Genomic DNA, 24,800 nt, shown 5'->3' with positions numbered 1-24,800 from the left:
ACCCATGCCCGAACATATCCCCTGCAGCCGCGACTCGGCGGAGGCCGACGGCCTGCGCCCCGACGCGTTCCTCGAGGATGCCATGCACCGCTGGGGCGACACGGTGCTGCGGCTGGCGCTGAGCCAGCTGCGCGACGCCTCCGACGCCGAGGACGTGTTCCAAGACGTGTTCGTCCGCCTGCTCAAGGACCGCACGGCGTTCAACGACGACGAGCACTTGAAGGCGTGGCTGTTGCGCGTGACCATCAACCGTTGCCGCGACATCGGGCGCTCGGGATGGAAACGCCGCAACGAGCCGCTTGCAGAACGCCATGCGGCCCTGGCCGTCGAGGCGCCCGACCTGCTGGAATCCGACATCTGGAACGCCATCGGCACCCTCCCGCCCGACCTGCGCGCCGTGGTGCACCTGCACTACGTGGAGGGCTATTCCACCGACGAGGCGGCCGCCCTCGTGGGATGCCGCCCCTCCACCGCGCGCACGCGCCTGCACCGCGCCCGCAAGCACCTGAAGGCCGCCCTCGAGACCGCGGATCTCGCAGGCCGCCCTGCGCCCTGCCAACCGGCGGGCGCATCGCGCGCGGACGACGGCTCCGCTTTTTCGCGCCCCGCCAGCAGCGCGTTTGCGAGCCTCCGACCCGCGGACAATCGCTGCGCCTCCGTACACCCCGCAACCACCGATTCCCCGTCTTCCGGAAAGGAGGCCGACCATGAGCCACGACCCCTTCGACGACTATGCTGCGAAGATACAGGAGGTGAGAACCTCCGACCGCCTGCGTGACGAAGTGCTGAAGAAGGCGGCGGCCGAACGGCAGGCTGCCAGCGCGACCGGGAAGGTGCCCGCAGGCAGCGGCGCAGCTTGCAATGAGGCGCGAAAGTGCGCGGGAGCCGCCGCGTCTTCGCACGGCGAGCCCGCCCGCAAGCCCAGCGCACGTCCGCGCGCCAAACGGCCTGCGATCCGCGGGCTCGCCCTGGCCGCCTGCCTGGCCGCGCTGGCGGCGATCGTGGGCTTCTCGCTCGCGTGGCCGCAGGGAAGCGGTTCCCTGCCTGCGGGGATATCCCCCACCGCATTCGCCGTGAAGGCCTACGGCGCGGTGGACGACACCCTTTTTCCCACCGGTTCGAACGGCACCATCGTCTTCAACTGCGAGACGGAGACGCAGCGCATGATACCGCCCGAAGGCGACGATTATGCCAACGAGGGCTTCTACACCGGCTGCGTGTTCAGCGTGGAGGGCGACAACATCGCCCGCGTCCAGGCGAACGTGTCGCGCGGCGAGTTGTACCGGGTGACGAGCAAGGTATGGTCGCGCGAGAGCGACCCGGAGTTCGTAAAGGAAGTCAGCAGTTGGAAACCTTATAAGATCGGGCAGGGAGAGCTGCTGGGAAAGTACGACTACGTGGCCGGCGTGCTGTATTACGGAACCATCGAACCCGGCGACGAAAACGTGGGGAAAGACCGCAATGACCCCAGCAGGACGGGCAAGTCCAACCTTTACCAGCGGCTCGGGTCCACGGTCGACACCTCCGTCATGGACGAGCCCGAAGCGAGCGCAAGCGAGTACCGGTTCGGACTGTGGACGAACGAGCCGTTCGACGCCGTGGAGAACGATCGCGGGGAGTTCGACGGGCTGGCCAGCATGAACGCCGCCCTCGACACGCTCGACGGCGCTCAGCTCACCATCACCGTCACGTTCACGGACGGCCGCACGGCCACGCAGGTAGTGGACCTGCACGCGGCCGACTTCAAGGCCAACATCGTAGAGACCGCCGACGGCGTGAACCATGTACTGGAGCTGGTGCCCCAGATCACCACCGAGGCGAAGAAGACCACGGACGAGTTCTGGGAGGCCTACAACCAGGGCATCGCCTCCATCCACACGCTGTACGGCACGGTCGCGAGCGAGACGGACGAGCCGTTCCCCTGCGGCGAGGCGTCGTACCCCTTCCTCACCGAACCGCTCACGCAGCCGCGGAAGCTCGAACTGCCGCCTGAGACCTCGTCCGACGGCGTTGCGCCCAGCAGCAAGTCCAACGTGCCGCCCGGCCCGACCATCGAGCGGGACAATGTCACCGACCTCGCGTCCCTGGAGCCGTACCACGAGGCGAACACCACGACCACGTTCGAGCGCGTCGAACGCCTGGACGGGCTGCCCGAGGGCGTGGCGGTGGAGGACCTCATCCTGTACTACGAGGGAAGTGGCGGCCAGCGCGACGAGGAAACCGGCAGCATCAGCGTGCGTGGCATGTTCTCGATCACGGCCGACGGCACGCTGTCGCCCGGCTTCTCGTACGTGCTGCTCACGAAGACGGTGACGAACAACTCCGACGAACAGGCCAACGTGTACTTGACCGGAGGCTTCTTCGCCACCCTCCGACCGAACGACGATGGAACCTTCTCCGCCAACACCGGAGCATCCTTCGAGCCTATCTGGCGAAGCGGCCACGAAGGACCCACCTGGGAGTCGATGTACTACTTCCAGATGATGGAGCCCGGCGAAACGCGCGAGGTGTCGATTTTGAGCGTGGTAAGCGACGAGATGCTGGCCGACTCCGGATTCTCGTTCGTGTACTACGGCCACGAAGGCATGTCCGGCGTGCTGGCCTTCCGCATCGGCGCACTCGCGTAGGCGCAGACCGCCCTCAACGGGGGCCGAATTCGGCCTCGCCCCCGCCTTTTCACGAACGCCGCTCCCCTTTACGGGGGCGGCGTTCTTTTTCGTGCGGCTTTTCCTTTCTCTGAAACATTCACTCTCCCTTGATCGCATGCTTCTTCAAGGAGGTGAAACCATGCCGAACCATGAACGAGCGGAAGACGGGGCGTTGCAAAGGCCCGCAGCGCTGCGGCAAAGCGGGGCGAACCCGCATCCCGAGGCGTTCCTTAAGCAGGCCATGGCCGATTGGGGCGATGCGGTGTACCGGCTGGCGCTCGGCCAGACCAGATCGCGCGCCGACGCGGAGGACGTGTACCAAGACGTGTTCCTGCAACTGTTGGACAGCGGCACGGCATTCGAGAGCCCCGAGCATCTGAAGGCGTGGCTGTTGCGCGTGACTGTGAACCGATGCCGCGACCTGGCACGATCAGGCTGGAAGCGCCGCACGGTCGCGCTCGACCCCGAATGGGACGCACCCGACGCCGCCGCGCACGACGACGAGGACGCCGCCGTCTGGGACGCCGTGGGCCAGCTGCCCGAGCAGCAGCGCACGGCCGTGCACCTGCACTACGTGGAGGGCTACTCGACCGAAGAGATAGCGAGCGCGCTCGACTGCCGCCCCGCGACGGCGCGCACCTGGCTGTTCCGCGCCCGAGCACGCATCAGGGAGCTGCTGGAGGCCGACGCCGCCGAAGATGCGCCCGCAACACTGCCGAACAGCGGGAACGCGTCCGCAGCCGGCGGCGCGCCGACCTTGCCGCGGCCGCCCAACGCCGCAGCCCTGACCGCTGAATAGCCCCCTCCCGATTGACCACCTCCATCCTCCCCTCGAAAGGAGGCACCTTATGAGCACCGACCCTCTGGACCGCTACCAGTCCATGATGCACGACACCCATGCGCCCGCCCACCTGCCCGACCAGGTGCTCGAGCAGGCGCGCGCCCGGCTGGCTGCCGACAAGGTCGAATCGACCGCAGCGGCAAGCTGCGGCACCCGTACGGCCAACGCAACCTGCACGCCGCAGCCGAGCGCTCCCACCCCGGCACGCGAGGCGCCCGCAACTCCCGTGTTCTCCGTGAAGCGCAGCCGCATGAAGGGCTTCGCCCTGGCCGCCTGCACCGTGCTGGCCCTGGGTCTGGGCGGCACGGCCATCGCGCTGGGACTGCCCGGCCTGGTTGGGAACGACGACGTCCCAGCAGTCGCCAACTCGTTCCAGCTGGCCGCCTTCGCCGACGAGGGCGGGACGCCGGCGAACGGGCCGGTTACGTTGAACTCCCAGGATTTCATGCTCATGCGCGCGTCGACCGGACCCCTCTACGACGCCGAAACAGATTCGTATCCAGGCCCTATCGTGGCATCGCGCGCCTACAACCTGAACCTCACCTGCTCGGGCGAGAACATCGCCTCCATCACCTACGAGCTTCAGGGCGAAGGGGTCTCCTTCAACAACTGGCAGCTGACGAGCGAGTACCTTGAATCGAACGGCGAACCCGAGGTGGGAAGCGCCGTGGCAACCGCAGACCAAGACAGTACGTTCACCGTCGATTACCACGACCAGGACATGAGCGCCATCGATCGCGTGCACCATGAAATCTGCCTGAGCTACGTGCTCGAGGGCAGCGACAGGCAGGCGTGGGACGAGCTCCAAGCCAGCACCGCCCAGCCTCGGGTTCCGCGCGACAACATGACCGAAGAGGAAATCGCCGCATGGAACGAGGCATCTGACAAATTCGAGCTTGTGCTCGGCCAGCATGATGCCAAGATAATCTCGCAGGCCAAGATCGCCATCACCGCCACGTTCAACGACGGAACGACCGCCACCAAAACCTACCGGCTTGTCCCCGTGGACGACTTCGAGCAGGCGTACTCCGCGTACCTTGCAGACCGCTTCTCCGCCGATGGTGCTGCCGAGCCGAACCGTCCCGTCCTCTACACGCTCGAGGAAGTGACCGGTTAGACGGCGCGTCCAACCGGGCCGCGTTTGCGGAATGCGGCCGTGCGTCCTATGATGTCGGGAGCCCGAACGGTGTTCGGGCTCCCGTTCTCTTGTCCAAGGAGCCGACCCATGAGAATAGCCGGATTGCAGAAGCTGACGTTGTTGGACTTCCCCGAGCACACGGCGGCCACCGTGTTTCTCCCGGGATGCAACTTCCGCTGTCCCTTCTGCCACAACGCCGCGCTCGTGCTGGGCGCGGGCGATGCAACCGGCGATACGCCGGTCGAGGAGTTCTTCGCGTTCCTGGACAAGCGGCACGGCCTGCTCGACGGCGTGTGCATCACCGGCGGCGAGCCGCTGCTCCAGCCCGAGCTGGCCGATTTCTGCGCCCGCATCAAAGGCGCGGGCTTCGCGGTGAAGCTGGACACGAACGGCAGCTTTCCCGACCGGCTGCGCGAGCTCGTCGAAAGCGAACTCGTGGACTATGTGGCGCTGGACGTGAAGAACGCGCCCGAGCGCTACGCGGAAACCGTCGGCGTGCCCGGCTTCGACCTGGCACCCGTCGCCGCATCAGTCGACTACCTGCTCGCCAGCGCGGTACCCTACGAGTTCCGCACCACCGTCACGCGCGAGCTGCACGGGACGGCCGACCTTGTGGCGCTCTCCCGCTGGATCGCCGGCGCCCATGCCTGGCACCTGCAGAGCTTCGTCGACGCCGACACCGTACTTGCCGGCCCCGGCGCCCTGCACGCCTGGGATCCCGCCGACCTCGAGGCCCTCCTTCCCGAACTGCGCCAGGCCGTCCCCAACACCCAGCTGCGCGGCGTGTAGAAGAGCGCACGCGACGAATTTTTCGCCTTCTTCGGAACAATCGGGACGCCTCTCCCGTATTGTCTCCAGAGAGGTGAATGCATGCACATTCCGTTTAAGCGCACAACGGGCCGCACCGATGCGGCCGACAATCCTTGCCCGCTTCGCTCGGACGCGTTCTTGAGACGCGCCATGGATGCGTGGGGCGACACGGTGTATCGTGTGGCGCTCGCGCAGACGGGGTCGCCGAGCGATGCCGACGACGTGTACCAAGACGTGTTCATGCGCCTGCTGGAGCACACGGCCGCCTTCGAGAGCGACGAGCACCTGAAGGCGTGGCTGCTGCGCGTCACCATCAACCGCTGCCACGATTTCGCGCGGCTTAGCTGGAACCGCCGCACCGGCGGATTGGAGCAGGAGCACGTCGACATACCCGCACCCGATGCCTTCCGGGCGGACATCTGGGAAGTTGTCGGCGCGCTGCCGCCCGACTTGCGCACCACCGTGCATCTGCACTACGCAGAAGGCTATTCGACCGAGGAGATCGCCCGCATCGCGGGCTGCAAGCCGAGCACCGTCCGCACCCGCCTCCACCGGGCACGCGAACGCCTCCGGACAACGCTGCGGGACGAGCAGCTTGGGCAAGCTGGCAACATCGAGTCGAGAAAGGAGTCGGGCCATGGCCGAACAGCATAACCGTCCTCATCCCCCCACCCTCGACGACTACCAAGCCATGATGAGCGATTTGCGCGCTCCCGAGCAGTTGAGAGAGGCCGTCCTCAAGGAAGCCCGCGCACGTCGTGGCAGTGCGAGCGCTGCAGCAACGGGGCACGGCCCCTGCCGCCCGTCTGCGTTGTTCAGGCACCACCGAACCAGGATGCTCGTCATAGCCGCCTGCATTGCCTTGCTGCTCGGTGCGGGCACGACCGCGCTCGCCCTCAACTCGCCGGGCGGGTTCGGCATCGTCAACGACCTCATGGCAGAGCCCCCAACCCCGGACGAGAACGTCGCAAAAGCGCCCGAAGAAGCGAAAGAGAACTCTATGGAGCTCAATGCGAGCCAGTTTCATGGAGACGGAGGCTACAGCGGCCCGTGGTACAACCCCGCCGACGACTCGTTCTGGAGCTACGAATGGGCAGGGTACAAGTACCATTTCAACATACGCTGCGAGGGCGACAACATCGAGACCATAACCTACGAGATAGAAGGCGAGCGCTCATATTTCGAGATCATCGACAAGACCGTCACGCAGCAGCAGCGAGCGGAGGGCATCCATGTGTTTCATTATCCCAAGACCGTCACGTTCGACTACAACCACCAGGAATCGATCGATGACACGCGCATCGTGGAAATCTATATCGGGTTCCCCCTTTCGGAATCAGGCCTCGAGGCGTATCGCCGCCTGATGGCCGAGGGCCACTCATACGAGGCGGCCGCACAGCTGGATGCCGCCATCGAGGAAGGAGCCGCACGCGAGCTGACAGGCTCGGTGCTCAGCGCGACGGCCACGTTCGCCGACGGCTCGACCCAAACCAAGTCGTATCTCATAGAAGCCCCCGACCTCGGCAACCCGACCAGCTACACCTTCACCGAAATAGCCGGCAACTAGACAGTCGAAGCGAAATCGCCGGGCGCAGAAGCAGGTCCATTCATGTCCTCTCCTGCATCCCGCTCGAGGAACAACGCGCTGGTAGGCTCGAGGGCGCGCGCTAGCTCCTCCTCGGTGGGAAGGCACAGCGTGTAACGGAAGGCGAACAGGCCCTTGCCGTCGGCGAGCGCCGAGTACCGGGCCACGGTGGCGTCCTTCGTCGCGCAGAGGATGATGCCGATGGTGGGGTTATCGTCCGGCTGAGTGCAGCGGTCGTCGAACAGGCGCACGTAGAAGTCCATCTGGCCCACGTCCTGCGGCGTGATCTTGCCCGTCTTGAGGTCGATGAGGACGTAGCATTTCAGTATGCAGTTGTAGAACACGAGGTCGACGTAGTAGTTCTCCGTCTCCGCGGCGATGCGCTGCTGGCGCGCGACGAATGCGAAGCCCTTGCCGAGCTCCAGGAGGAACTCCTGCAGCCGATCCATGAGCGCCTGCTCAAGCTCGTCTTCGCGATAGTCGGTGCGGCCGCCCATGTCGAGGAAGTCGAGCACGTAGGGGTCCTTGAGCAAGCCGTCCGCCTTGGTGGGCGGCTCAAGCACTTTGACCTCCTGCCGCACGGACTCGCGCCCCTCCTCCCGCGTCGCCAGAAGGCGCTCGTAGTAGAAGGAGTGGATCTCGCGGTCGAGCTGACGAACCGTCCAATTCTGCTCGACAGCCTCCCGCATGTAGAACAAGCGCTTCTTCTCGTCCTCTACACGCATGATCAGGCGATAATGCGACCAGCTCAATTCGCTACACAGTGTGTAGCGAATTGGAAACACAAGGTAGAACTGCCTCATGTTTTCAAGATTGGGGACGCTGAACCCCTTCCCAAACTCCTTCGTCAGGCGCTCGGACAGATACTCCATGAGATGCTTGCCGTACTCGGCGCGGTCGCCCTGCGCCTCCACGATCTGGCGGCCGATCTCCTAGTACGCTTCCACCATGGCGTCGACCCCGCACGACTCCGAATTGCGCACACGCTGTGCGCACAATTCGGAACACGGTGTGTTCCGAATTCGAGGCACGTTGTGCCCCGAATTCGCCTCAGTCAAAAAGGGCCGGATCGCTTCGATCCAGCCCTCAACCTGCGCGTTTGCTCCGCGCCTTATGCCACCACTTGGGCGCGCATGGCGTTGACTTTCTGGAACACCGCTGCCGCACCGGCCGTGATGTCCACGGAGCCGTCCGCACCCACCTCGAGCAGCGTCGGCGCCTGCATGATGCGGTAGCGCTGCGCCAGCTCCACGTTATCCTCGGCCAAAAGCTCCTCGTAGGCGATGCCGGCGGCATCCATCTCGGCTGCCGCGAACTTGCAGTTCGGGCACGTGCGCGTTGCCACCAGGTATAGACCAGCAGGCAGCGCACTGTGCTCGGGCGCAGTCGCCGGCTCTTCGAAGCCCGGAACCGTCACGTGCGAGCCAGCCTGCCCAGCCTGCTCCGCGGCGGCCGTGACCTGCACGCCCTCGCGCGTCAGATGCGAATGCCCCAAGTCGTACTCAACACGATCGGCGAACTCCTGCGACTTGCCGTCGTTCCAGTTCTTCACCGGGCGGTAGTAGCCGGTGATGCGCGAGTACACCTCGGTCTCCTCGTGGCAGCACGGGCACTCGTACACCTCGCCGGCGATGTAGCCGTGGTTCTTGCACACGGAATACGTGGGCGACATGGTGTAGTACGGCAGCTTGTAGTTCTCGGCGATCTTGCGCACGAGCGTGGCGGCCGCCTTCCAGTCGGGCAGCTTCTCGCCCAAGAACGCATGGAACACGGTGCCGGACGTGTACAGCGTCTGCAGCTCGTCCTGCACGTCGAGCGCGCTGAAGATGTCATCGGTGAAGCCCACCGGCAGATGCGACGAGTTCGTGTAGTACGGCTTGCCGTTCTCGTTGGCCGTGATGATGTTCGGGAACTGCTCTTTGTCGTGCTTGGCGAAGCGGTACGTGGTGCTCTCGGCCGGCGTGGCTTCCAGGTTGTACAGGTCGCCGTACTCCTCCTGGTAGTCGGCCAGGCGGTCGCGCATGTGGTTCAGCACGTCCTTCGTGAACGCCTGCGCCACCTCCTGCGTCATGTCGGCGCGCAGCCAGCTTGCGTTCAGGCACGCCTCGTTCATGCCCACGAGGCCGATCGTCGAGAAGTGGTTCTCGAACGTGCCCAGGTAGCGCTTCGTGTACGGGTAGAGGCCCGCGTCGAGCAGCTTCGTGATGACCTGCCGCTTCGTGTGCAGCGAGCGCGCGGACACGTCCATGAGATGGTCGAGGCGGCGGTAGAAGTCGGCCTCGTCCACCGCCTGGTAGGCGATGCGCGGCATGTTGATGGTCACGACGCCGATCGAACCCGTGGACTCGCCGCTTCCGAAGAACCCGCCGGACTTCTTGCGCAGTTCGCGCAGGTCGAGGCGCAGGCGGCAGCACATGGAGCGCACGTCGGAGGGCTCCATGTCGGAGTTGATGTAGTTGGAGAAGTAGGGCGTGCCGTACTTGGAGGTCATCTCGAACAGCAGGCGGTTGTTCTCCGTCTCGCTCCAATCGAAGTCGTTCGTGATGGAGTACGTGGGGATGGGGTACTGGAAGCCGCGGCCGTTCGCGTCGCCCTCGATCATGATCTCGATGAACGCCTTGTTCACCATGTCCATCTCGGCCTGGCAGTCGCCGTAGGTGAAGCCTTGCTCGCGCCCACCCACGATGGCCGGCTGGTCGCGCAGGTCGGCCGGGCACACCCAGTCGAGCGTGATGTTGCTGAACGGAGCCTGCGTGCCCCAGCGCGACGGCGTGTTCACGCCGAACACGAACGACTCCACGCACTGCTTCGTCTCGTCGTAAGAGAGGTCATCCGCCTTCACGAACGGCGCGAGGTAGGTGTCGAAGCTCGAGAACGCCTGCGCGCCGGCCCACTCGTTCTGCATGATGCCGAGGAAGTTCACCATCTGGTTGCACAGGCTCGACAGGTGGCTGGCCGGCTTCGACGTGATCTTGCCAGGCACGCCGCCCAGTCCCTCCTGGATGAGCTGCTTGAGCGACCAGCCCGCGCAGTAACCCGTGAGCATGGACAGGTCGTGCAGGTGGATGTCGGCGCTGCGGTGCGCGCGCGCCACCTCGTCGTCGTAGATCTCGGAGAGCCAGTAGTTGGCCGTGATGGCGCCCGAGTTCGACAAAATGAGGCCGCCCACGGAGTACGTGACCGTGGAGTTCTCCTTCACGCGCCAGTCCTCAACCTTGACGTACTGGTCCACGAGGTCCTTGTAGTCGAGCAGCGTGGCGCCCGCGTTGCGCACCTTCTCGCGCTGCTTGCGGTAGAGGATGTAGGACTTCGCCACGTCGGCGTACCCGGCGGTGGAGAGCACCTCCTCCACGCTGTCCTGCACGTCCTCGACGGTGATGATGCCGTCTTCGATCTTCGGCTCGAAATGGGCGGTCACGTTGAGGGCCAGAAGGTCGATGGTCGACGGATGGTACTGCTTGCCCAGGGCGTCGAACGCCTTGGCGATGGCGCTTGAAATCTTGGCGATGTCGAATTCCGCGATCTTGCCGTCGCGCTTCTGAACCTCGTACATGTGGTCTCCTTTTTCGCTTGCTTCCGCGTTGCCTCTACGATTGGTCGATCGCGTGCAGCATGGCGCCGGCGGACGCAGATGGGGTTTGCGATCGGTCGGGAATCGGTAGCCCACACCCTACCAGCGTCGCGCTTCCTCGTCAACTTCTGTCACCCATATGTTGAAGTTCTAAAGGTGCGAACCAACTAGATATGGTATGTTTTGCCATCTGGGGTTTTATACGAGCATCCCGGTAAGCTCTATGAAAGACGACCTGCGACAACAGAACAAACCGCCCGCCGCGTCCCGCGAACAAGGTACGGAAGAGGCCACCTGCGGCTATCTGTTTCTCGTGGAATTCGGCGGGCGGAACGGCCTGTGTTGCCCCTGCTGCCGCTTGCCCGCAGGTGCCCGGCGAACCGTCCCGCCTCCTGACGTCGAGCGTGCACACCGCCGTGGAATCCCTGCGCCTTTCGCAAGTCTCCGGGCGCAAATCGTTGACGAACCGGCCCGGGCGCGCGATACTCGGCAGCTACCGAAGAGAACAGGAGCGTATCATGGCCAACTGCCTCGTCGCGCAATCCGGCGGGCCCACCGCCGTCATCAACTCCAGCCTGGCCGGCGTCGTGCGCGCCAACCAGCTGAACCCGCTGTACGACCGCGTGTTCGGCGGCCTCTACGGCATCGAAGGCACGTTGGACGACCAGCTGTACGACCTCACGAACCTCACGGGCCACGACATCGAGCTCTTGCAGCAGACGCCGTCATCGGCGCTCGGCACGTGCCGCTACAAGCTCAAGCGCGGCAACGACGCCGACTACCATCGCCTCGTGGAGGTCATGGACGCGCACGATATCACGACGATGTTCTACATCGGCGGCAACGACTCCATGGACACCGTGGACGCGCTGGCCGAGTGGGCGCGCGACAACGCGCCGGGCAAGCGGTTCATCGGCATTCCCAAGACCGTGGACAACGACCTGGTGCCCGTGGACCACTGCCCCGGATTCCCCAGCGCCGCAAAGGTGGCCTGCGAGATCACGCACGCCACACGCCTCGACTACGATGCCTACACGCGCCCCGAGGTGTTCGTGCTCGAGGTGATGGGCCGCGATGCAGGCTGGCTCGCCGCGAGCTGCTGCGTCACCGGCGACGTGGATTTGCTCGTGTTGCCGGAGGTGGACTTCGACCGCGAGGCATTCTTGGCCGAGGTGCGGAAGAAGTTCGAAGAGACGGGCAAGTGCTACATCGTCACGTCCGAGGGCGCGCATTACGCGGACGGGACCTACCTCTCCGCCGGCAAAGCGGCCGACGACGGGTTCGCGCACGCCGTGCTGGGTGGGGCCGCGGCCGCCATCAAGCAGATGATCGTCGACGCGGGCATCGTGCCGCGCGGCATCGTGCAGGACCTGTCGCGCGCGGCGCGTTCCAGCAACTTCGCGCAGAGCATCGTCGACCGGACCGAAGCCTGGGAGCTGGGCTTGAGCGCCCACATGCGCAGCGCCGACCCTGCGTTCACCGGCCAGGTGGTGGGCGTGCGCCGCGACGAGGAAGCGGCTGCGGAGGGCCTTTACAACGCGTGGTTCTTCGCCGCGCCGGCGAGCGAGTTCGCGAACTTCGTGCGGCACTTCCCCTCCGAGTGGATCCTGCCCGCCTACCAAGGCATTGCGCCGGAGGCCCTGGACTACTTCCGCCCGCTTATCAAGGGCGAGCCGCGCGTGGTGATGGACGGCGGCATCCCCGCCACCATCGTGCCGTTCAACCGGCGCTAGACGGCGGGCGTCACGGCGGCCGGGGCCGGTGCGGGGGTGTGCCATTGGCGTCACGGCGGCCGGGGTCGGTGCCGGGATGTGCCATTATCCCCGTCCTAATGGCACTAATGGCACATCCCGGGCTTCTGGCACGCCCTCTTCACATTTTCTTAAGGCGGATGCTGACGGTTTCTTAACGGTTGGCGGCTATACTCTTCGTCGAACGTCAAACCGTTGAAAGGAACCGCCATGATCGTCACCACCACCCCCTCCGTCGACGGATACCGCGTAAGCGGCTACTACGGCATCGTGTTCGGCGAGGTCATCACCGGCATCAACTTCCTGCGCGACTTCGGCGCGGGCATCCGCAACATCGTGGGCGGCCGCAGCGAGGGCTACGAGCAGGAGCTTTTGCAGGCGCGCACCGAGGCCCTCGCCGAGCTCGAGCAGCGCGCCGCCGCCATGGGCGCGCACGCCGTGGTGGGCGTGGACATCGACTACGAGGTGCTCGGTCAGGGCAACATGCTCATGGTCACCGCCTCCGGCACCGCCGTCACGCTCGAGCAGGCCTAAACGCCGGGCTTTGCGGCTTCCAGCGCCTCGGGGGCGGCGGGCACGACAACGGCGACTCCGTCTGCCGCCCCCGCCCCATTCCCCGCCGGCAGGCCGCGCTTGAGCACACGGTTCGTGAGCGCCGCGATGACAAGGGCGGCCGCAGCAGTACCCAGCACCACCGGCACCAGGTTGCCCCGCAGCGCGTCGAACAGGCCGCCGTACACAAGCTGCCCGAGCGGCTGCGCGCAGTTCGCCATGGCCATGGCCAGCGCGATCACCTTCCCCACCAGGTGCGAGGGCGTCTCCAGCTGGATGAACGAGACGCCCTGGATGCTGAACATGGTGGCGCAGGCCATGCAGGCGAACAGGCTGGCCACCAGCACGCCGTAGGCGACGAGCGGGTCCATCGGAGTGCCCAGCACCACCGCGATGGGCAGGAGGGCGAGGGCCGCCACGAAGAGGAACACGGGCGCCTGGCGCAGGGTCAGGCGCTTTGCCAGCACGCCCACCAGAATGCCGCCGGTCAGGCCGCCGAGCGCGAGAGCGCCCTCCGCGAATCCCATGAACTGGTTCGGCAGCCCGAGGATCTGCGTCACCGTGACCGGCGCGCCGATGATGATGAACGCCGTCAGCGTGACGTTGATGCCGGCCACCAACAGGATAGTCTTGAGGATGACCGGCCGCTCGCCGCGCAGGAACCGGAAGCTCTCGGCGAGGTCGCCCACCACCGTGCGCAGGACGCCCGCGCCACTGCGCTCGACGTCCGCCGTCGGGATGCGCACCACGCACACGATGAGCAAAGCCGACAGGGCGAACGCCGCCCCCGCCACTACGACCACCGGCTCGATGCCGAACAGCCCGAACACGAGCCCGCCGATCACGGGACCCACCAAACCCGACAGCGCGCTGATCTGGCTCACCACGGCCGTTGCCCGCACCACGTCGGCGCGCGGCACCACGAAGGGCACCGCTGCCTGCACGGTGGGCTGGTACACGCTCTGCGCCGCGTACAGCACGATGAGCGCGCAGATGCACAGTCCCACGAGATCGATCACGCCGTCGAGCGCGAGGAACGCCGCGCACGTGAGCGCCAGCAACGTGTCGAGCGCGGCCATGATGCGCCGCTTGTTCACGCGATCGGCCGCCACGCCCCCGATGGGCGTGAGCACGAGGTACGGCAGCCACGCCGCCGCCGACACCGCCCCCATGAGCGCGGCGGACCCCGTCACGTTCAGCACGTAGAGCGGCAGCGCGAACCGCAGCACCGCGTCGCCGAACAGCGAGGCGATCTGCACGATCACGATCGAGACGAACGACCGGTTCAAGAGCTTGTCCATAGGTTCTTCCTTTCTTTCATACCTTCGGTTGGTATGTATCTTGGTTAAAAAGACGCTGCGCCGAGGCAGCGATTAAACGACAAGCAACCGCGAACAGCACCTGCCTTTTCAGTACAAATGTTTCACGTGAAACATCGGGAAGCGGACGAATTGCAACTGCGATCCAGCATCGTGGCACTACCACGGCCAAGATGCGCGATACAACCGCAGCCGAAAACAGAGCGCCGCAACCACTGCGGCCCATCTTGCGCTCAAACAATCATGCGCGCTCCCCCTTCTCCTGCAGGTTGCGCTCGTAGCCGTCGCGGAACTCCTCGAGCATGCCGGCGATATGACCCGGCTGCACGTCGAGGCCCATGAGGTGCAGCAGCTCCACGTAGTAGTCCATGCGGCGGCGCAGGCTCTCGGCATCGGTCATGCGGAAGGCCGGGCTCACCCACAGGTTTGCCAGCATGAGGATGACCTCGGCCATCTCCTGCGGGTGCTCCGTGCGGATGGTGCCGTCGGCCATGCCCTCGCGGATGATGGGCTCCACGAACTGCGGCGCCACCTCCTCGACGATCGACTGGTACTGCATGCCCAAGAAGCGGCTGTTGCGCACCGGGTCGGGCGCCATGGCAACCTCGGCGCTGAGCGGCAGCTGAGGGCCGTTCATCGATGCCTCGAACAGGGCCTGCATCTTCTCGAGGCCGGTCATGCGCGGGTCGTCGCGGATCTCCACCAAAAGCCGCATGAGGGGCTCGCTCTCGCGGTCGATGGCGGCGTCGAGGATGTCCTCCTTCGACTTGAAGTGGTGGTACACCGCCCCCTTCGTCACGTCGAGCTGGTCGACGATGTCCTGGATGGTGGTGTGCTCGAAGCCCTTCTCGCGGAACAGGCGCATGGCCGCGTCGAGGATGCGGCTCACCGTCTCCTCGGGGTACTTGTTGCGCGCCATGGACGCCTCCTCCTTCGATCAACCGAACGGATGTTTCACGTGAAACATCCGGCGGAACTCGCGCCGCATCGATTTCTTCGTGCCGAAATTCGGTGCGTCGTTTTTTTAAAAACATACCGACGGTATGTATCTTACGACACCGGGACCCGGAGAGCAAGGGCGAACTTCGCAGCGATGTGAGATACTGGGAGGCGGCTTTAAGCAAGCGGCGAAGGAAGGCGGGGGCGTGGCAGCAAAGCGAAGCGAACGGAAGCGCCAGCGGGGAACGAGGGCGTTCGCCATCGTGCTGTTCATGGCGGCCGGTGCCGCAGGCGGCTACCTTATCGGACGCTCGATGGACGCCAGCGGAACCTCGGGCGACCCGCTCGGCACCGTCGCCTGGCTCGCAGCGGTCGTCGTGCTCTTGACCGTGTCGTACCTCCTGCAGATCGTCGTCCACGAAGCGGGGCACCTCGCACTCGGACTGGCGACCGGCTACCGGTTCCGCTCGTTTCGCGTGGGCAGCTACATGCTCGTCGAGCAGGACGGGCGGCTGCACCTCAAGCGGCTTTCCATTCAAGGGACGGGCGGGCAGTGCCTCATGGGGCCGCCCGACCTCGTGGACGGGCGCATCCCCTACCGGCTCTACAACCTGGGCGGCGCGTTGGCGAACACGTTGGTCGCCCTGGTCGCGGCAGCCCTCGCCTTCGCGCTGCCGCAGAGGCTCGCGACGATCTTCTTCGCGTTCCTCGCCCTGGTCGGCGTTGCGTTCGCGCTGACGAACGGTCTGCCGCTCACCGTCGGGGGCGTGAACAACGACGGCAAGAACCTGCGTGCAGCTGGCGAGTCGCCGGACGCGCTGCGGGCGTTCTGGGTCATCCTCAAGATAGGCGAGGCGCAGGCCGACGACTTGCGCGTGAAGGACATGCCCGCCGCCTGGTTCGCCGTGCCGGCAGATTCCGGGCAGCTGCGCAACCCCCTCATAGCGTCCGTGGCGGTGCTCGCCTGCAACCGGCTGCTGGACGAGGGACGCACCCCCGAGGCCGCAGGCGCCATCCGCGACCTGCTGGAACGCGAGACCGGCATGCTCGGCTTGCATCGCTCTCTGCTGAAGGTTGACCTCGCGTACTGCGAGCTCGTGGGCGAGAACCGTGCGGCGGAGGTCGAGCGCACCCTCGACGCCGACGCGCGCAAGCTCATGAAGGCCATGAGCCGCTTCCCCGCCGTGATGAGGACGCGCTACGCCCAGGCGCTCCTCGCCGGCCGCGACGAGGAGGCGGCCCGACGCATTCGCGAGGAGTTCGACCGCGCAGCGGCGCGCTACCCCTACCCGAGCGAGATCGAGGGCGAGCGCGAGCTGATGGACGCGGCCGATGCGCGCTTTCGCGAGCGAGCCGCGCACGAAACCGACGCAACCGAGGAAGGAGCACGACCATGACCGCGCACGATTGGCTGGACGCCTACCTGCTGGGCATGCCCGGCGCGACGACGGACTACAAAGTGGAATGGGAGTGGCAGCGCTACCAGGTGGGCGGCAAGATGTTCGCCGCCACCATGCAGCCCGGGCCGCAGCACCACGAGTACGCCGGTCGCCGGCTCGTATCGCTCAAATGCGACCCCGCCTGGGCCGAACAGCTGCGCGCCGAGCACCCCGACGACATCCTGCCCGGCTTCTACGCCGACAAGCGCCATTGGATCTCCGTCGACCTCGACGGCGACGTGCCCGAAGAGCTGCTTCGCGAGCTGTGCGACCACTCCTACAACCTCGTGTTCGCCAAGCTGACCAAGAAGCTGCAACGCGAGATCGCCGGGGAAGGGGCTTAGCGGGGAACCGCGCACCCTTCCGGCAGCCCCAGCTCCACGACCAGCACGTTTCCCTCCAGGCGCGCGGACAGGCGCATTCCCATGGCGGCGGCGAGGCTGGCGGACACGGCGAGGCCGAGGCCGCTCCCGGCCGCGCTGCGAGCGTCGTCGGCGCGGTAGAAGCGCTCGAACAGGCGCTCGGGATCGAGGGCGGCGGGGTCGGGCACCTCGTTCGCGAACGTCACGCAGGCTCCGCGCTGCCCCACCGCAAGCGGCCCCGAGCCGTGGCGCAGCGCGTTCGCCACAAGGTTCTCGAAGATGCGCGCGAGGGCCTCGGCGTCGGCGTCCACGGAAAGCGCCTCGTCCTCGAAGTCCACGCGCGGCTCCCATCCGCGCCGCTCGAACGCGGGGAACTGCCCCACCAGCACGTCGGCCAGCGCCGGCAGCACGGCCACGGGAACGAGGTCGAGCGCGAGGTCGGGGTCGTTCGCCTGCGCGTAGGCGAACAGCTGGTCCAGGAGCGCGCCCATGTCGTCGAGCCGCGCCTCGGCGGCGGCCAGCCGGCGGTCGCGCCCGGCCTCGTCGCCCTCGTCCTGCGCGAGGCGCAGGTACCCTTTCGCGCCCATGAGCGGCGTGCGGATGTCGTGCGAGAGGCTGGCCAGGTCGCGCTGGAACTCCTGCTGGCGGCGCTGGCCGTCCAGCCGCTCCTGCTGCGCAGCGTCCAGCTGGGCGTTCACCGCCTCGGCCAGCTCGGCGAACGCCCGCCCGGGCGCCTCCACCGTCATCCGCGCGTTGCTGCGCGCCTCCCGCCCGCGCAAAAACCCTGCCATGCGGCGCAGCTCCCTGCGAAAGAAGAGCGCCGCGATTCCCGCTCCTACGGCGAGGCATGCGATTCCCACCAGCACATACGTCATCCGCACGCCCTCCGCATCCTACACGTCCCTCCTCCGGCACACCGTGAGCGCGAGCGCCGCGCACGCAACAGTGATCGCTCCGAACACGATAAGCCCTTGCACCGCTGGCGACAACCCGGCCGCCGCAGACGCGCCCGCTTCGAACAGGCCCGTTCCTCCCGCCGCCAGCCGCTGCTGCACGGACAGCGGCAGCCACTGCATCGCGTCGCCCACCAGCGGCATGGCCGGCGCGAGCACGGCGGCCGCCGAGAGCAGCATCGACTCGAGGAACCCCGTGGGCACGAGAGCTGCGAACACGACGCCGGCCACCTTGCTGCGCGTCGCCCACGCAATGAGCGCGGCGAGGAACGCGTACGACGTCAGCACGAGCCACGAGAGGCCAGCCCAGCTCCAGTACTCCGCCACCGTCTCCGTGCGCTCGTAGGAGAACCCGAGGACCGCGTACGCCGCATCTGACAAAAGCATGCCCGCCAACAGGAAAGCCCCGCACAAGGCCGCGATCAGCACGAGCTTCTCCGCGAAGTACGCCCGGCGGTTCCCGCGCCCCGCGAGCACGTTCTTCGCGAACCCCGTGTCGAAGTCCGACGAGGCAAGCAGCGCTGCCAGCACCGCGACGATCAGCCCGAGGAAGCCCACCATGAACGTGTTGCCGTAGGAGTAGGTGCGGCTGCCGAGGGTTTTCTCGTTGAGCACCTGCACCTCCTCGGCGTCGAGGCCGGCGTTGTTGGGCGTCGTGATGGTCACGCTCATGCCGCTCTGCGGCGGTTTCTGCTGCGCCTGCTCGCTCACCATCTGGGCGAACTCGGGCGTGGTGGCGAACCAGACCAGCCCGGCCGCCCCCACCACCACGAGCGCGAGGAAGGACAGGCCCACCCACAGCATCTTACCGCGCACGAGCCGGTAGACATCGGATCTCAGCAGGTTAAACATGGCGCGCACCGCCTTCCTCGCCCGAAACGACGCCCGCGGCCCCGCGCGCGCCGCCTTCCATGAGCTCGACGAAATAGTCCTCGATGTCCCGGCGCACGGGGTTCAGTTCCAGCACCGTCTGGTCGGCGTCGTGCAGCAGGCGCGACACGGCCGCCGCGTCGTAGTCGCCGGTCACGGAGAGGGATCCGTCGGGCAGCGCACGAAGCGTCGCCTGGGGAAACGCCTCTTCCATCAGCGCGAGCGAGCGGGCCGGGTCGACGGTGCGCACCCGCAGGCTGTCGCCGCATTCGGCCTGCACCTGCTCGGAGGTCATCTCGCGCACCATGCGGCCCTCGGCGATGACGCCGAAGCGCGTGGCCACGCGGTCGAGCTGGTCCAGCACGTGCGAGCTGATGACCACCGTCACGCCGAGCGTCTGGTTCAGCCGCACGATGAGGTTGCGCATGGCGCGCGTGCCTTCGGGGTCCAGGCCGTTCAGCGGCTCGTCGAGCAACAGCAGGTCGGGCGAGCCCACGAGCGCGAGCGCGAGGCCCAGCCGCTGCTTCATGCCGAGCGAGAAGCCCTTGGCCTTCTTCTTGCCCACGCCGTCCAGCCCGACCAGCGCAAGCGTCTCGCGGCAGCGTGCAGGGGCGTCGGCCACGCCCATGGCCAGGGCCTTCGCCATGAGGTTCTCGTAGGCGGAGAGGTTGGGCACGAGCCCCGGCGCCTCGATGAGCGCCCCGACGCGCGGCGCGCCCTCCGGCCGGCCGCACTCGTCGGCGCGGCTGCCGAACAGCTCGATCTCGCCCTCGTCGGGCGTCGCCAGGCCGCAGACCATCTTCATGACGGTGGACTTCCCCGCGCCGTTCTTACCGACGAACCCGTAGATGTCGCCCTGCGCCACGTGCAGGTCGAGCCGGTCGACCGCGCGCTTACCGCGGTAGGACTTCGTGAGCCCCCGTGTCTCAACAACGTTCATGAACGCCCCTTTCCGTTTGCCTTCTCGTCGTGTTTCCAGCTTACGGAAGAGGGTTTCAGGAAGGATGAACCAACCTTTAAGAAAGCTTGAAGAAGCGGGGCGGCCGGGCTCATGCGCCCTCGTCGACCGCCAGCTTGAATCCGAGGCCCCAGACGGTTTGGACGTAGCCGTCGGTGCCGGTGGGCTTGAGCTTGGCGCGGATGTTGGACACGTGCACGCTCACGGTGCTGTCCTCGGCGGCGTAGGGCTCGCCCCAGGCCAGCTCGAACAGCTCCTGCTTCGTGTAGACCTTCCTCGGATGCGCGGCCAGAAGCTCCACGATGTTGAACTCGGTGCGCGTGAGCGGCACCTCCGCGCCGTCCACCGTCAGCGTGCGCGCGGCGCGGTCGATGGCCCATGCGCCCACGCACAGCACGTCGCCGCCCGGCTGCGACGCGAGGGCGCGGCCGCGGTGGCGCAGCTGCACCTCGATGCGCGCGAGCAGCTCGTCCAGGTCGAAGGGCTTGGCCAGGTAGTCGTCGGCCCCGAGCTTCAGAAGGTTCACCTTGTCGGTGGCGCTCGTGCGGGCCGAGGTCACCACGATGGGCGTATGGGCGTCGGCGGTGCGGATGAGCCGCACGATGTCCTCGCCGGGAAGACCCGGCAGCATGAGGTCGCACACCACCACGTCGAACCGCTCGCCGCGCGCGGCCGCCGCCTCCAACACGAGCCGCGCCTCCGTGCCCGAGAACGCCTGCGTGCACACGTACCCCGCATTCCCCAGGCAGTCGGCCACGATCCCGCTGATGTGGGCGTCGTCCTCCACGATGAGCACGGTCACGCCGGTCGTTGCATCCGTCACGCTCGCCCCTCCTTTTTTCATTCGCCTTCGCGCCCCGTCTTTCACAGGCAGAATCCCATGTACAACGGCAAGTATGCACGATCGCCGTCGACTTTGAGCTGCTTGGGATGCAGAACGTACTGGGTCCCGACGCGCTTGCCGAACTTCTCCTTGAACCGATCAAGCGATTTCGTGCCGTATTGCCGAGGCGACTTCACCTCCACAGGACAGACGCGAGGCTTCATGGCGGCATCGGCGTACGGGCGCACGATGAGGAAGTCGACCTCCATCCGCTCTTCGCCCTCCCTCTTTCCAGACTGTGAATAGAAGAACAGACGATGCCCGTTCGCGTGGATCATCTGGGCCACGACGTTCTCCGTGAGCATTCCCTCGTTCAACCCTATCTCGCCGCGAAGCACGGCGCGGTACACGCTTTCATCCGTATGCGCGTTGTCGGCGAAAGCAAGCGAGACGAGCAGACCCGTGTCGGCCAGGTAGCACTTCAAAGAAGACTGCGTCATGTTGAGCGAGAGGCCCACGCCCGGATCCGAGCAGGCGAAGCAGATGTTGGCAATACGAGCGTCGGCCAGCCAAAAGAAGGCCTCCTCGTAGCTTCTCATGCGTGCATTCTTGCTAATGGAGCTCAAAGTGAACTTCTTCTCATGCTTCGACAGCTGGCCGGGAATGCCGTCCAGCACCGAAACCACCTTGAATTCGTAGCCGCGGGCAAACCGCGCGACGTCGTTGCGATACAGGCTGAGGATCTGACGCTTCGCCGTATCAACCGGCTCGAACCTGCGCTGCGCCACATAGATGCTCACCGGACCGGGCATGCCGCCCACCAGGATATACTCTCTCAAAAGTCCCATGGCCCGACGGTGCAGCCCGTCGGGCAAGGGCTTCAGGCTGTCGAACTGCCTGCGGATGAGGGTCACCAGCTTCTCCTCGCCCATCCCCCAAAGGAATTCCTCGAAATCCAGCGGATTGAGCTCGAAGGATTCCTCCTCCGACGGAACCACGATGCCGTCCACGTTCTGCTTGATGGACAGGAGCGACCCGGTTTCGATATAGTCGTAACGGCCGTCGGCCACCAAGTACTTGAGCAGACCGCGAGCAGTCGGGAACATCTGGACCTCGTCGAAGACGATGAGCGTATCCCGTTCATGGAGGTCGACCCCGTAGTAGGTGGACAGGTAGAGGAACAGCGTGTCGAAATCGGTGCGGTAGTCTTCGAAGTATTGCCTCACCTCGGCGGGCGCTTGGAAGAAATCCACGATAAGGCAGGAAGCGTACTCGTTGCGCCCAAATTCCTCCACGAGCGTGCTTTTGCCCACACGGCGAGCCCCTTCGATAAGCAGCGCAGTCTTTCCATTGCGGTTTTTCTTCCATTCGAGAAGCCGGTCGTACGCCTTTCGCTTCAGCATGGCTCTACTCCTTGCACGATGCGCAAAACTTTTTATACAGATTATTGCACGATGCGCAAAACTTTACAACGCTTTTGCGACACGAAAGCCTGGAGGCGCGCACCGATCAATCTTTACGGACAACTTTTCTCCCCGCTTCCGCGCCCATCTCCTCAAGCACGCTCCCGCCCCATTCGCACATGGCGTTCAGCACCGGCGTGAAGCTGCGGCCGCGCTCGGTGAGCGAGTACTCCGTCTTGGGCGGCACCTGGTGGTACAGCTCGCGGTGCAGCATGCCGTCGGCCTCCAGCTCGCGCAGCTGCTGGGTGAGCATCTTAGGCGTTGCCTGGGGCATGAGCCGCTGCAGCTCGCCGAAGCGCAGCACGCCGTGCTTGCTCAAGTGCCAGAGGATGAGCACCTTGTGCTTGCCGCCCACGATGTCGATGGTGGCCTCGACGGGGCAATGGTAGGCATCCGGGCAGGTTTTCATGGCAGCGCTCCCTTCACGATGGACCTTTGGTGGGAGGCCCATGCTTTCCTTTTCGGTAGTATATTCCAAAATAGTGCCTACTTGCTTGTTCGGTAGCGACTTCTATCATGGAAGGCGAAACGAACCCGCACGAGAGAAGGAGCACCCCATGTCGTTCACGAACCTCGCCAAGAAGCGTTGCTCGATCCGCGCCTACGAGCCCCGCCCGGTGGAGCCGGAGAAGATCGCCGCCATCGTGGAGGCCGCACACGTTGCCCCGAGCGCCGCGAACCGCCAGCCCGTGCGCCTCATCCAGGTGGAAAGCGCGGAAGGGCTCGCAAAGCTCGGGAAGTCCGCCAACCTGTACGGCGCGCCGCTCGCATTCGTCGTGTGCGCCGATGCCGAACGCGCTTGGAAGCGCTCCTTCGACGGGATGGCCTCCACCGACATCGACGCCTCCATCGCGTGCGACCACATGATGCTCGCCGCAGCCGACCAGGGTCTCGGCAGCGTGTGGATCTGCGCCTTCGACCCTACCGGCGTGCGTGCGGCGTTCGACCTGCCCGCCTCGCTCGTGCCGGTGAACATCCTGGCCGTGGGCCATGCCGAGGGCGAATGGAAGAGCCCTGAGCGCCACGCGGCCGAGCGCATCCCGATAAGCGAGCTGGTCACGAAGGCGTAAGCGCCGCGCGAGCCGCACGCCGTTTCGCCAAGTCCAGCTACTTGCCCCGCTCCACCCCGTGCGAGCGCGTCCAATGGCGCAGGTAGGCGCCGCCAATGAGCGCGGGAATCACGGGCGAGGCGGCTTGCGCGACGAAGATGCCCACGTAGCCGAAGCCGAGCGCGCCGGAGAGCAGGAACGCCAGGCCGAAACGCACGGCGAACGCGTCGATGAGCGAGTTCGCCAGCACGAGGCGCGGCGAGCCGGCCCCGAGCGCGAACGAGTCGAAGCTGTACATGGCCGCGTAGAACAGGCCGGTCACGCTGCACGTGATACGCAGGTAGAGCACGGCGATGTCGAACGACGTGCCCTGCGCGAGGCCGTAGAGCCCCACGATGGCCGGCGCGAGCAGCTGGATGAGCACCTGGATGCCCAGCGTCACGCCGATATTGAGGCGCGCCCCCAACCGCGCGACGTCGCGGGCGCGCGCGAGCTCGCCGGCTCCGGCGCACTGGGCGGCCGCCGTGGTGATGGCCTGCCCGATGGCCCAGCAGGGCAGCCCCGCGATGGTGCTTATCTGCAGCCCCACGCCCGCCGCGGCGGCAACGTCCACGCCGTAACGGTTGAGCATGCCCGTGACCAGCGCGTACGACAGGTTCACCACCGCCATCTGCACGGCGGAGGGCAGCCCGACCGAAAGCACCGCGCGCACGTGCGCCCCCAGGCCGGCCGCGAGCACGCCGCTTCCGAGCACGCGACCCGCCGCGAAGCGCCGCCGCACCAGGGCGAGCGCGAGCAGCGCCGAGAGCCCCTGCGCCGCCACGGTGGCAACCGCCGCGCCCGGCACTCCCAGGCCGGCCGGGCCCACGAGCACCAGGTCGAGCGCCACGTTCACGAACGTCGCGGCCCCCACCAGCACCAGCGGCGTCCACGCGTCGCCCTGCGCCTTGAGGAACGCGGCCGCGGCGTTCATGAGGAACGGGCCTGCCGCGCCGCAGCAGAGCACGGCCGTGTAGGCAACCGCCCCGTCGAGCGCCGCCTCCGGCACCGCGTTCGCCGTGAACGCGGGCCGCGCGAGCAGCGTGCCGGCAACCGCGATGCCGGCCGCCGCCAGCAACGCCACCAGGAGCGTGGCCGCGTAGGCCCGTCGCTGCGCGCCCACGTCGCCCGCGCCCACCGCGCGCGCCACCACCACGCCGCCTCCGGCCGAAAGGCCGATGACGAACGCGTTCACCAGGAAGACGGCGTTCACCGCGTTGCTCATGGACACGAGCCCCACGTCGCCCACCACCTGGCCGACCACCGCCATGTCGACGGCCTGGTACACGTACTGCAAGATGTTCACCGCCATGAGCGGCAGGGCGAACGAGAGCAGCTGCCGGAACAGCGGCCCCTCGGAGAAGGAAACGGTCGATGCAGAAGAAGCCATAGGTTCACCTCGGAGAATCGGGATGCGGAAACGGAAGGAGGCAGGGGATCGCGGCGGCCGCAGCCGCGCGATGCGCCCAGCGCATGAAAAAGCGCCGCGGACGAAGTCATCCGCGGCGCTCGAGGTTCCCGGCATCCCGGCATCGACGACAAGGCGTGCCCTTAGGCGGCGCGCCTTCCGATGCCGATGGTCCTGTCCATCCCTGCTCCGTGCGATGCTTCATCGGCGATCACGCACAGAGCGGCAGCTCTGCAAAGTATCATTGGTTCCCCCAACGAGGTGGTTGCAACGCCGGCCAGC

General features: G+C 66.3%; 23 protein-coding genes. 12 read left to right on the top strand and 11 right to left on the bottom strand.

Features of this window, described 5'->3' with window-relative positions:
• The first annotated feature begins 4 nt into the window (after positions 1-4).
• From C1877_RS08770 to C1877_RS08740, 7 genes are all read left to right on the top strand, one after another.
• On the top strand, positions 5-778 hold the full coding sequence (locus C1877_RS08770; RefSeq protein ID WP_244909833.1) for an RNA polymerase sigma factor: 774 nt from the start codon (positions 5-7) through the stop codon (positions 776-778).
• On the top strand, positions 708-2,627 hold the full coding sequence (locus C1877_RS08765; RefSeq protein WP_114568966.1) for a hypothetical protein: 1,920 nt from the start codon (positions 708-710) through the stop codon (positions 2,625-2,627). Before C1877_RS08770 ends, C1877_RS08765 begins: the two co-directional genes overlap by 71 nt.
• Positions 2,628-2,787: 160 nt before the next feature.
• Complete coding sequence (locus C1877_RS08760) at positions 2,788-3,447, top strand: RNA polymerase sigma factor (RefSeq protein WP_244909832.1); 660 nt, start codon at positions 2,788-2,790, stop codon at positions 3,445-3,447.
• A 49-nt stretch (positions 3,448-3,496) separates the two neighbouring features.
• Positions 3,497-4,606, top strand: coding sequence for a hypothetical protein (locus C1877_RS08755; protein WP_114568965.1), 1,110 nt, complete (start codon positions 3,497-3,499; stop codon positions 4,604-4,606).
• Between the two features lie 108 nt (positions 4,607-4,714).
• Positions 4,715-5,416: an anaerobic ribonucleoside-triphosphate reductase activating protein gene (locus C1877_RS08750; protein ID WP_041239061.1), complete on the top strand. Its 702-nt coding sequence runs from the start codon at positions 4,715-4,717 to the stop codon at positions 5,414-5,416.
• Positions 5,417-5,497: 81 nt separating this feature from the next.
• Positions 5,498-6,091, top strand: a complete 594-nt coding sequence (locus C1877_RS08745) for an RNA polymerase sigma factor (RefSeq protein WP_114568964.1) — start codon at positions 5,498-5,500, stop codon at positions 6,089-6,091.
• A complete protein-coding gene (locus C1877_RS08740; protein ID WP_147274538.1) occupies positions 6,075-7,004 on the top strand; it encodes a hypothetical protein in 930 nt (309 codons plus the stop codon). Before C1877_RS08745 ends, C1877_RS08740 begins: the two co-directional genes overlap by 17 nt.
• Here C1877_RS08740 and C1877_RS08735 read toward each other — a convergent pair.
• Complete coding sequence (locus C1877_RS08735; RefSeq protein ID WP_315970800.1) at positions 7,001-7,951, bottom strand: PDDEXK nuclease domain-containing protein; 951 nt, start codon at positions 7,949-7,951, stop codon at positions 7,001-7,003. The genes C1877_RS08740 and C1877_RS08735 overlap by 4 nt on opposite strands.
• Positions 7,952-8,133: 182 nt before the next feature.
• Positions 8,134-10,575, bottom strand: coding sequence for a ribonucleoside triphosphate reductase (locus tag C1877_RS08730; protein ID WP_015539045.1), 2,442 nt, complete (start codon positions 10,573-10,575; stop codon positions 8,134-8,136).
• 536 nt (positions 10,576-11,111) lie between these two features.
• On the opposite strand from C1877_RS08730, the gene C1877_RS08725 reads away from it, so the two are divergent.
• Together C1877_RS08725 and C1877_RS08720 are read left to right on the top strand one after the other, a co-directional pair.
• Positions 11,112-12,326: a diphosphate--fructose-6-phosphate 1-phosphotransferase gene (locus tag C1877_RS08725; protein ID WP_015539046.1), complete on the top strand. Its 1,215-nt coding sequence runs from the start codon at positions 11,112-11,114 to the stop codon at positions 12,324-12,326.
• Between the two features lie 228 nt (positions 12,327-12,554).
• Positions 12,555-12,878 (top strand): heavy metal-binding domain-containing protein, encoded by a 324-nt coding sequence (locus tag C1877_RS08720; protein WP_015539047.1) that lies wholly within the window; start codon positions 12,555-12,557, stop codon positions 12,876-12,878.
• Here the strand turns inward: C1877_RS08720 and C1877_RS08715 are convergent.
• Together C1877_RS08715 and C1877_RS08710 are read right to left on the bottom strand one after the other, a co-directional pair.
• Positions 12,875-14,197, bottom strand: a complete 1,323-nt coding sequence (locus tag C1877_RS08715; RefSeq protein ID WP_114568962.1) for an MFS transporter — start codon at positions 14,195-14,197, stop codon at positions 12,875-12,877. The genes C1877_RS08720 and C1877_RS08715 overlap by 4 nt on opposite strands.
• Before the next feature lie 259 nt (positions 14,198-14,456).
• The gene (locus tag C1877_RS08710; protein WP_015539049.1) at positions 14,457-15,134 is read right to left on the bottom strand and encodes a TetR/AcrR family transcriptional regulator; all 678 of its coding nucleotides are present in this window, start codon (positions 15,132-15,134) and stop codon (positions 14,457-14,459) included.
• A 226-nt stretch (positions 15,135-15,360) separates the two neighbouring features.
• Between C1877_RS08710 and C1877_RS08705 the strand changes: the two genes are divergently transcribed.
• On the top strand, positions 15,361-16,551 hold the full coding sequence (locus C1877_RS08705) for a M50 family metallopeptidase (protein ID WP_181813825.1): 1,191 nt from the start codon (positions 15,361-15,363) through the stop codon (positions 16,549-16,551).
• The gene (locus C1877_RS08700; RefSeq protein ID WP_015539050.1) at positions 16,548-16,937 is read left to right on the top strand and encodes an MmcQ/YjbR family DNA-binding protein; all 390 of its coding nucleotides are present in this window, start codon (positions 16,548-16,550) and stop codon (positions 16,935-16,937) included. Before C1877_RS08705 ends, C1877_RS08700 begins: the two co-directional genes overlap by 4 nt.
• Here C1877_RS08700 and C1877_RS08695 read toward each other — a convergent pair.
• The 6 genes from C1877_RS08695 to C1877_RS08670 all read right to left on the bottom strand — a co-directional run bounded on the left by C1877_RS08695 (position 16,934) and on the right by C1877_RS08670 (position 22,431).
• A complete protein-coding gene (locus tag C1877_RS08695; RefSeq protein ID WP_227155581.1) occupies positions 16,934-17,746 on the bottom strand; it encodes a sensor histidine kinase in 813 nt (270 codons plus the stop codon). The two genes, C1877_RS08700 and C1877_RS08695, sit on opposite strands and share 4 nt — an antisense overlap.
• 102 nt (positions 17,747-17,848) lie before the next feature.
• Positions 17,849-18,760 (bottom strand): hypothetical protein, encoded by a 912-nt coding sequence (locus C1877_RS08690; RefSeq protein WP_147274537.1) that lies wholly within the window; start codon positions 18,758-18,760, stop codon positions 17,849-17,851.
• Entirely contained in the window at positions 18,753-19,718 is a 966-nt protein-coding gene (locus C1877_RS08685; protein ID WP_015539051.1) for an ATP-binding cassette domain-containing protein, read from the bottom strand. The genes C1877_RS08690 and C1877_RS08685 overlap by 8 nt, the downstream gene beginning before the upstream one ends.
• A 109-nt stretch (positions 19,719-19,827) precedes the next feature.
• Positions 19,828-20,559, bottom strand: a complete 732-nt coding sequence (locus C1877_RS08680; RefSeq protein ID WP_227155587.1) for a response regulator transcription factor — start codon at positions 20,557-20,559, stop codon at positions 19,828-19,830.
• Positions 20,560-20,600: 41 nt separating this feature from the next.
• On the bottom strand, positions 20,601-21,962 hold the full coding sequence (locus C1877_RS08675) for an ATP-binding protein (RefSeq protein ID WP_015539053.1): 1,362 nt from the start codon (positions 21,960-21,962) through the stop codon (positions 20,601-20,603).
• A 106-nt stretch (positions 21,963-22,068) separates the two neighbouring features.
• Complete coding sequence (locus C1877_RS08670) at positions 22,069-22,431, bottom strand: winged helix-turn-helix transcriptional regulator (protein ID WP_015539054.1); 363 nt, start codon at positions 22,429-22,431, stop codon at positions 22,069-22,071.
• 148 nt (positions 22,432-22,579) lie between these two features.
• On the opposite strand from C1877_RS08670, the gene C1877_RS08665 reads away from it, so the two are divergent.
• On the top strand, positions 22,580-23,092 hold the full coding sequence (locus tag C1877_RS08665) for a nitroreductase family protein (RefSeq protein ID WP_015539055.1): 513 nt from the start codon (positions 22,580-22,582) through the stop codon (positions 23,090-23,092).
• 37 nt (positions 23,093-23,129) lie between these two features.
• On the opposite strand, the gene C1877_RS08660 is transcribed toward C1877_RS08665, so the two are convergent.
• Positions 23,130-24,500, bottom strand: coding sequence for an MATE family efflux transporter (locus C1877_RS08660; protein WP_114568958.1), 1,371 nt, complete (start codon positions 24,498-24,500; stop codon positions 23,130-23,132).
• Positions 24,501-24,800 lie beyond the last annotated feature (300 nt).

Origin of the sequence: Gordonibacter pamelaeae, assembly GCF_003340385.1 — a bacterium.
GTDB lineage: Bacteria > Actinomycetota > Coriobacteriia > Coriobacteriales > Eggerthellaceae > Gordonibacter > Gordonibacter pamelaeae.
The sequence above is the reverse complement of the archived record's forward strand: the minus strand, read 5'-3'. Positions and strand labels throughout refer to the sequence as shown.

Coding starts and splice junctions, on each gene's coding strand:
- C1877_RS08770 (WP_244909833.1), top strand. CDS start 5: ATGCCCGAACATATCCCCTGCAGCCGCGACTCGGCGGAGGCCGACGGC.
- C1877_RS08765 (WP_114568966.1), top strand. CDS start 708: ATGAGCCACGACCCCTTCGACGACTATGCTGCGAAGATACAGGAGGTG.
- C1877_RS08760 (WP_244909832.1), top strand. CDS start 2,788: ATGCCGAACCATGAACGAGCGGAAGACGGGGCGTTGCAAAGGCCCGCA.
- C1877_RS08755 (WP_114568965.1), top strand. CDS start 3,497: ATGAGCACCGACCCTCTGGACCGCTACCAGTCCATGATGCACGACACC.
- C1877_RS08750 (WP_041239061.1), top strand. CDS start 4,715: ATGAGAATAGCCGGATTGCAGAAGCTGACGTTGTTGGACTTCCCCGAG.
- C1877_RS08745 (WP_114568964.1), top strand. CDS start 5,498: ATGCACATTCCGTTTAAGCGCACAACGGGCCGCACCGATGCGGCCGAC.
- C1877_RS08740 (WP_147274538.1), top strand. CDS start 6,075: ATGGCCGAACAGCATAACCGTCCTCATCCCCCCACCCTCGACGACTAC.
- C1877_RS08730 (WP_015539045.1), bottom strand. CDS start 10,575: ATGTACGAGGTTCAGAAGCGCGACGGCAAGATCGCGGAATTCGACATC.
- C1877_RS08725 (WP_015539046.1), top strand. CDS start 11,112: ATGGCCAACTGCCTCGTCGCGCAATCCGGCGGGCCCACCGCCGTCATC.
- C1877_RS08720 (WP_015539047.1), top strand. CDS start 12,555: ATGATCGTCACCACCACCCCCTCCGTCGACGGATACCGCGTAAGCGGC.
- C1877_RS08715 (WP_114568962.1), bottom strand. CDS start 14,197: ATGGACAAGCTCTTGAACCGGTCGTTCGTCTCGATCGTGATCGTGCAG.
- C1877_RS08710 (WP_015539049.1), bottom strand. CDS start 15,134: ATGGCGCGCAACAAGTACCCCGAGGAGACGGTGAGCCGCATCCTCGAC.
- C1877_RS08700 (WP_015539050.1), top strand. CDS start 16,548: ATGACCGCGCACGATTGGCTGGACGCCTACCTGCTGGGCATGCCCGGC.
- C1877_RS08695 (WP_227155581.1), bottom strand. CDS start 17,746: ATGGCAGGGTTTTTGCGCGGGCGGGAGGCGCGCAGCAACGCGCGGATG.
- C1877_RS08690 (WP_147274537.1), bottom strand. CDS start 18,760: ATGTTTAACCTGCTGAGATCCGATGTCTACCGGCTCGTGCGCGGTAAG.
- C1877_RS08685 (WP_015539051.1), bottom strand. CDS start 19,718: ATGAACGTTGTTGAGACACGGGGGCTCACGAAGTCCTACCGCGGTAAG.
- C1877_RS08675 (WP_015539053.1), bottom strand. CDS start 21,962: ATGCTGAAGCGAAAGGCGTACGACCGGCTTCTCGAATGGAAGAAAAAC.
- C1877_RS08670 (WP_015539054.1), bottom strand. CDS start 22,431: ATGAAAACCTGCCCGGATGCCTACCATTGCCCCGTCGAGGCCACCATC.
- C1877_RS08665 (WP_015539055.1), top strand. CDS start 22,580: ATGTCGTTCACGAACCTCGCCAAGAAGCGTTGCTCGATCCGCGCCTAC.
- C1877_RS08660 (WP_114568958.1), bottom strand. CDS start 24,500: ATGGCTTCTTCTGCATCGACCGTTTCCTTCTCCGAGGGGCCGCTGTTC.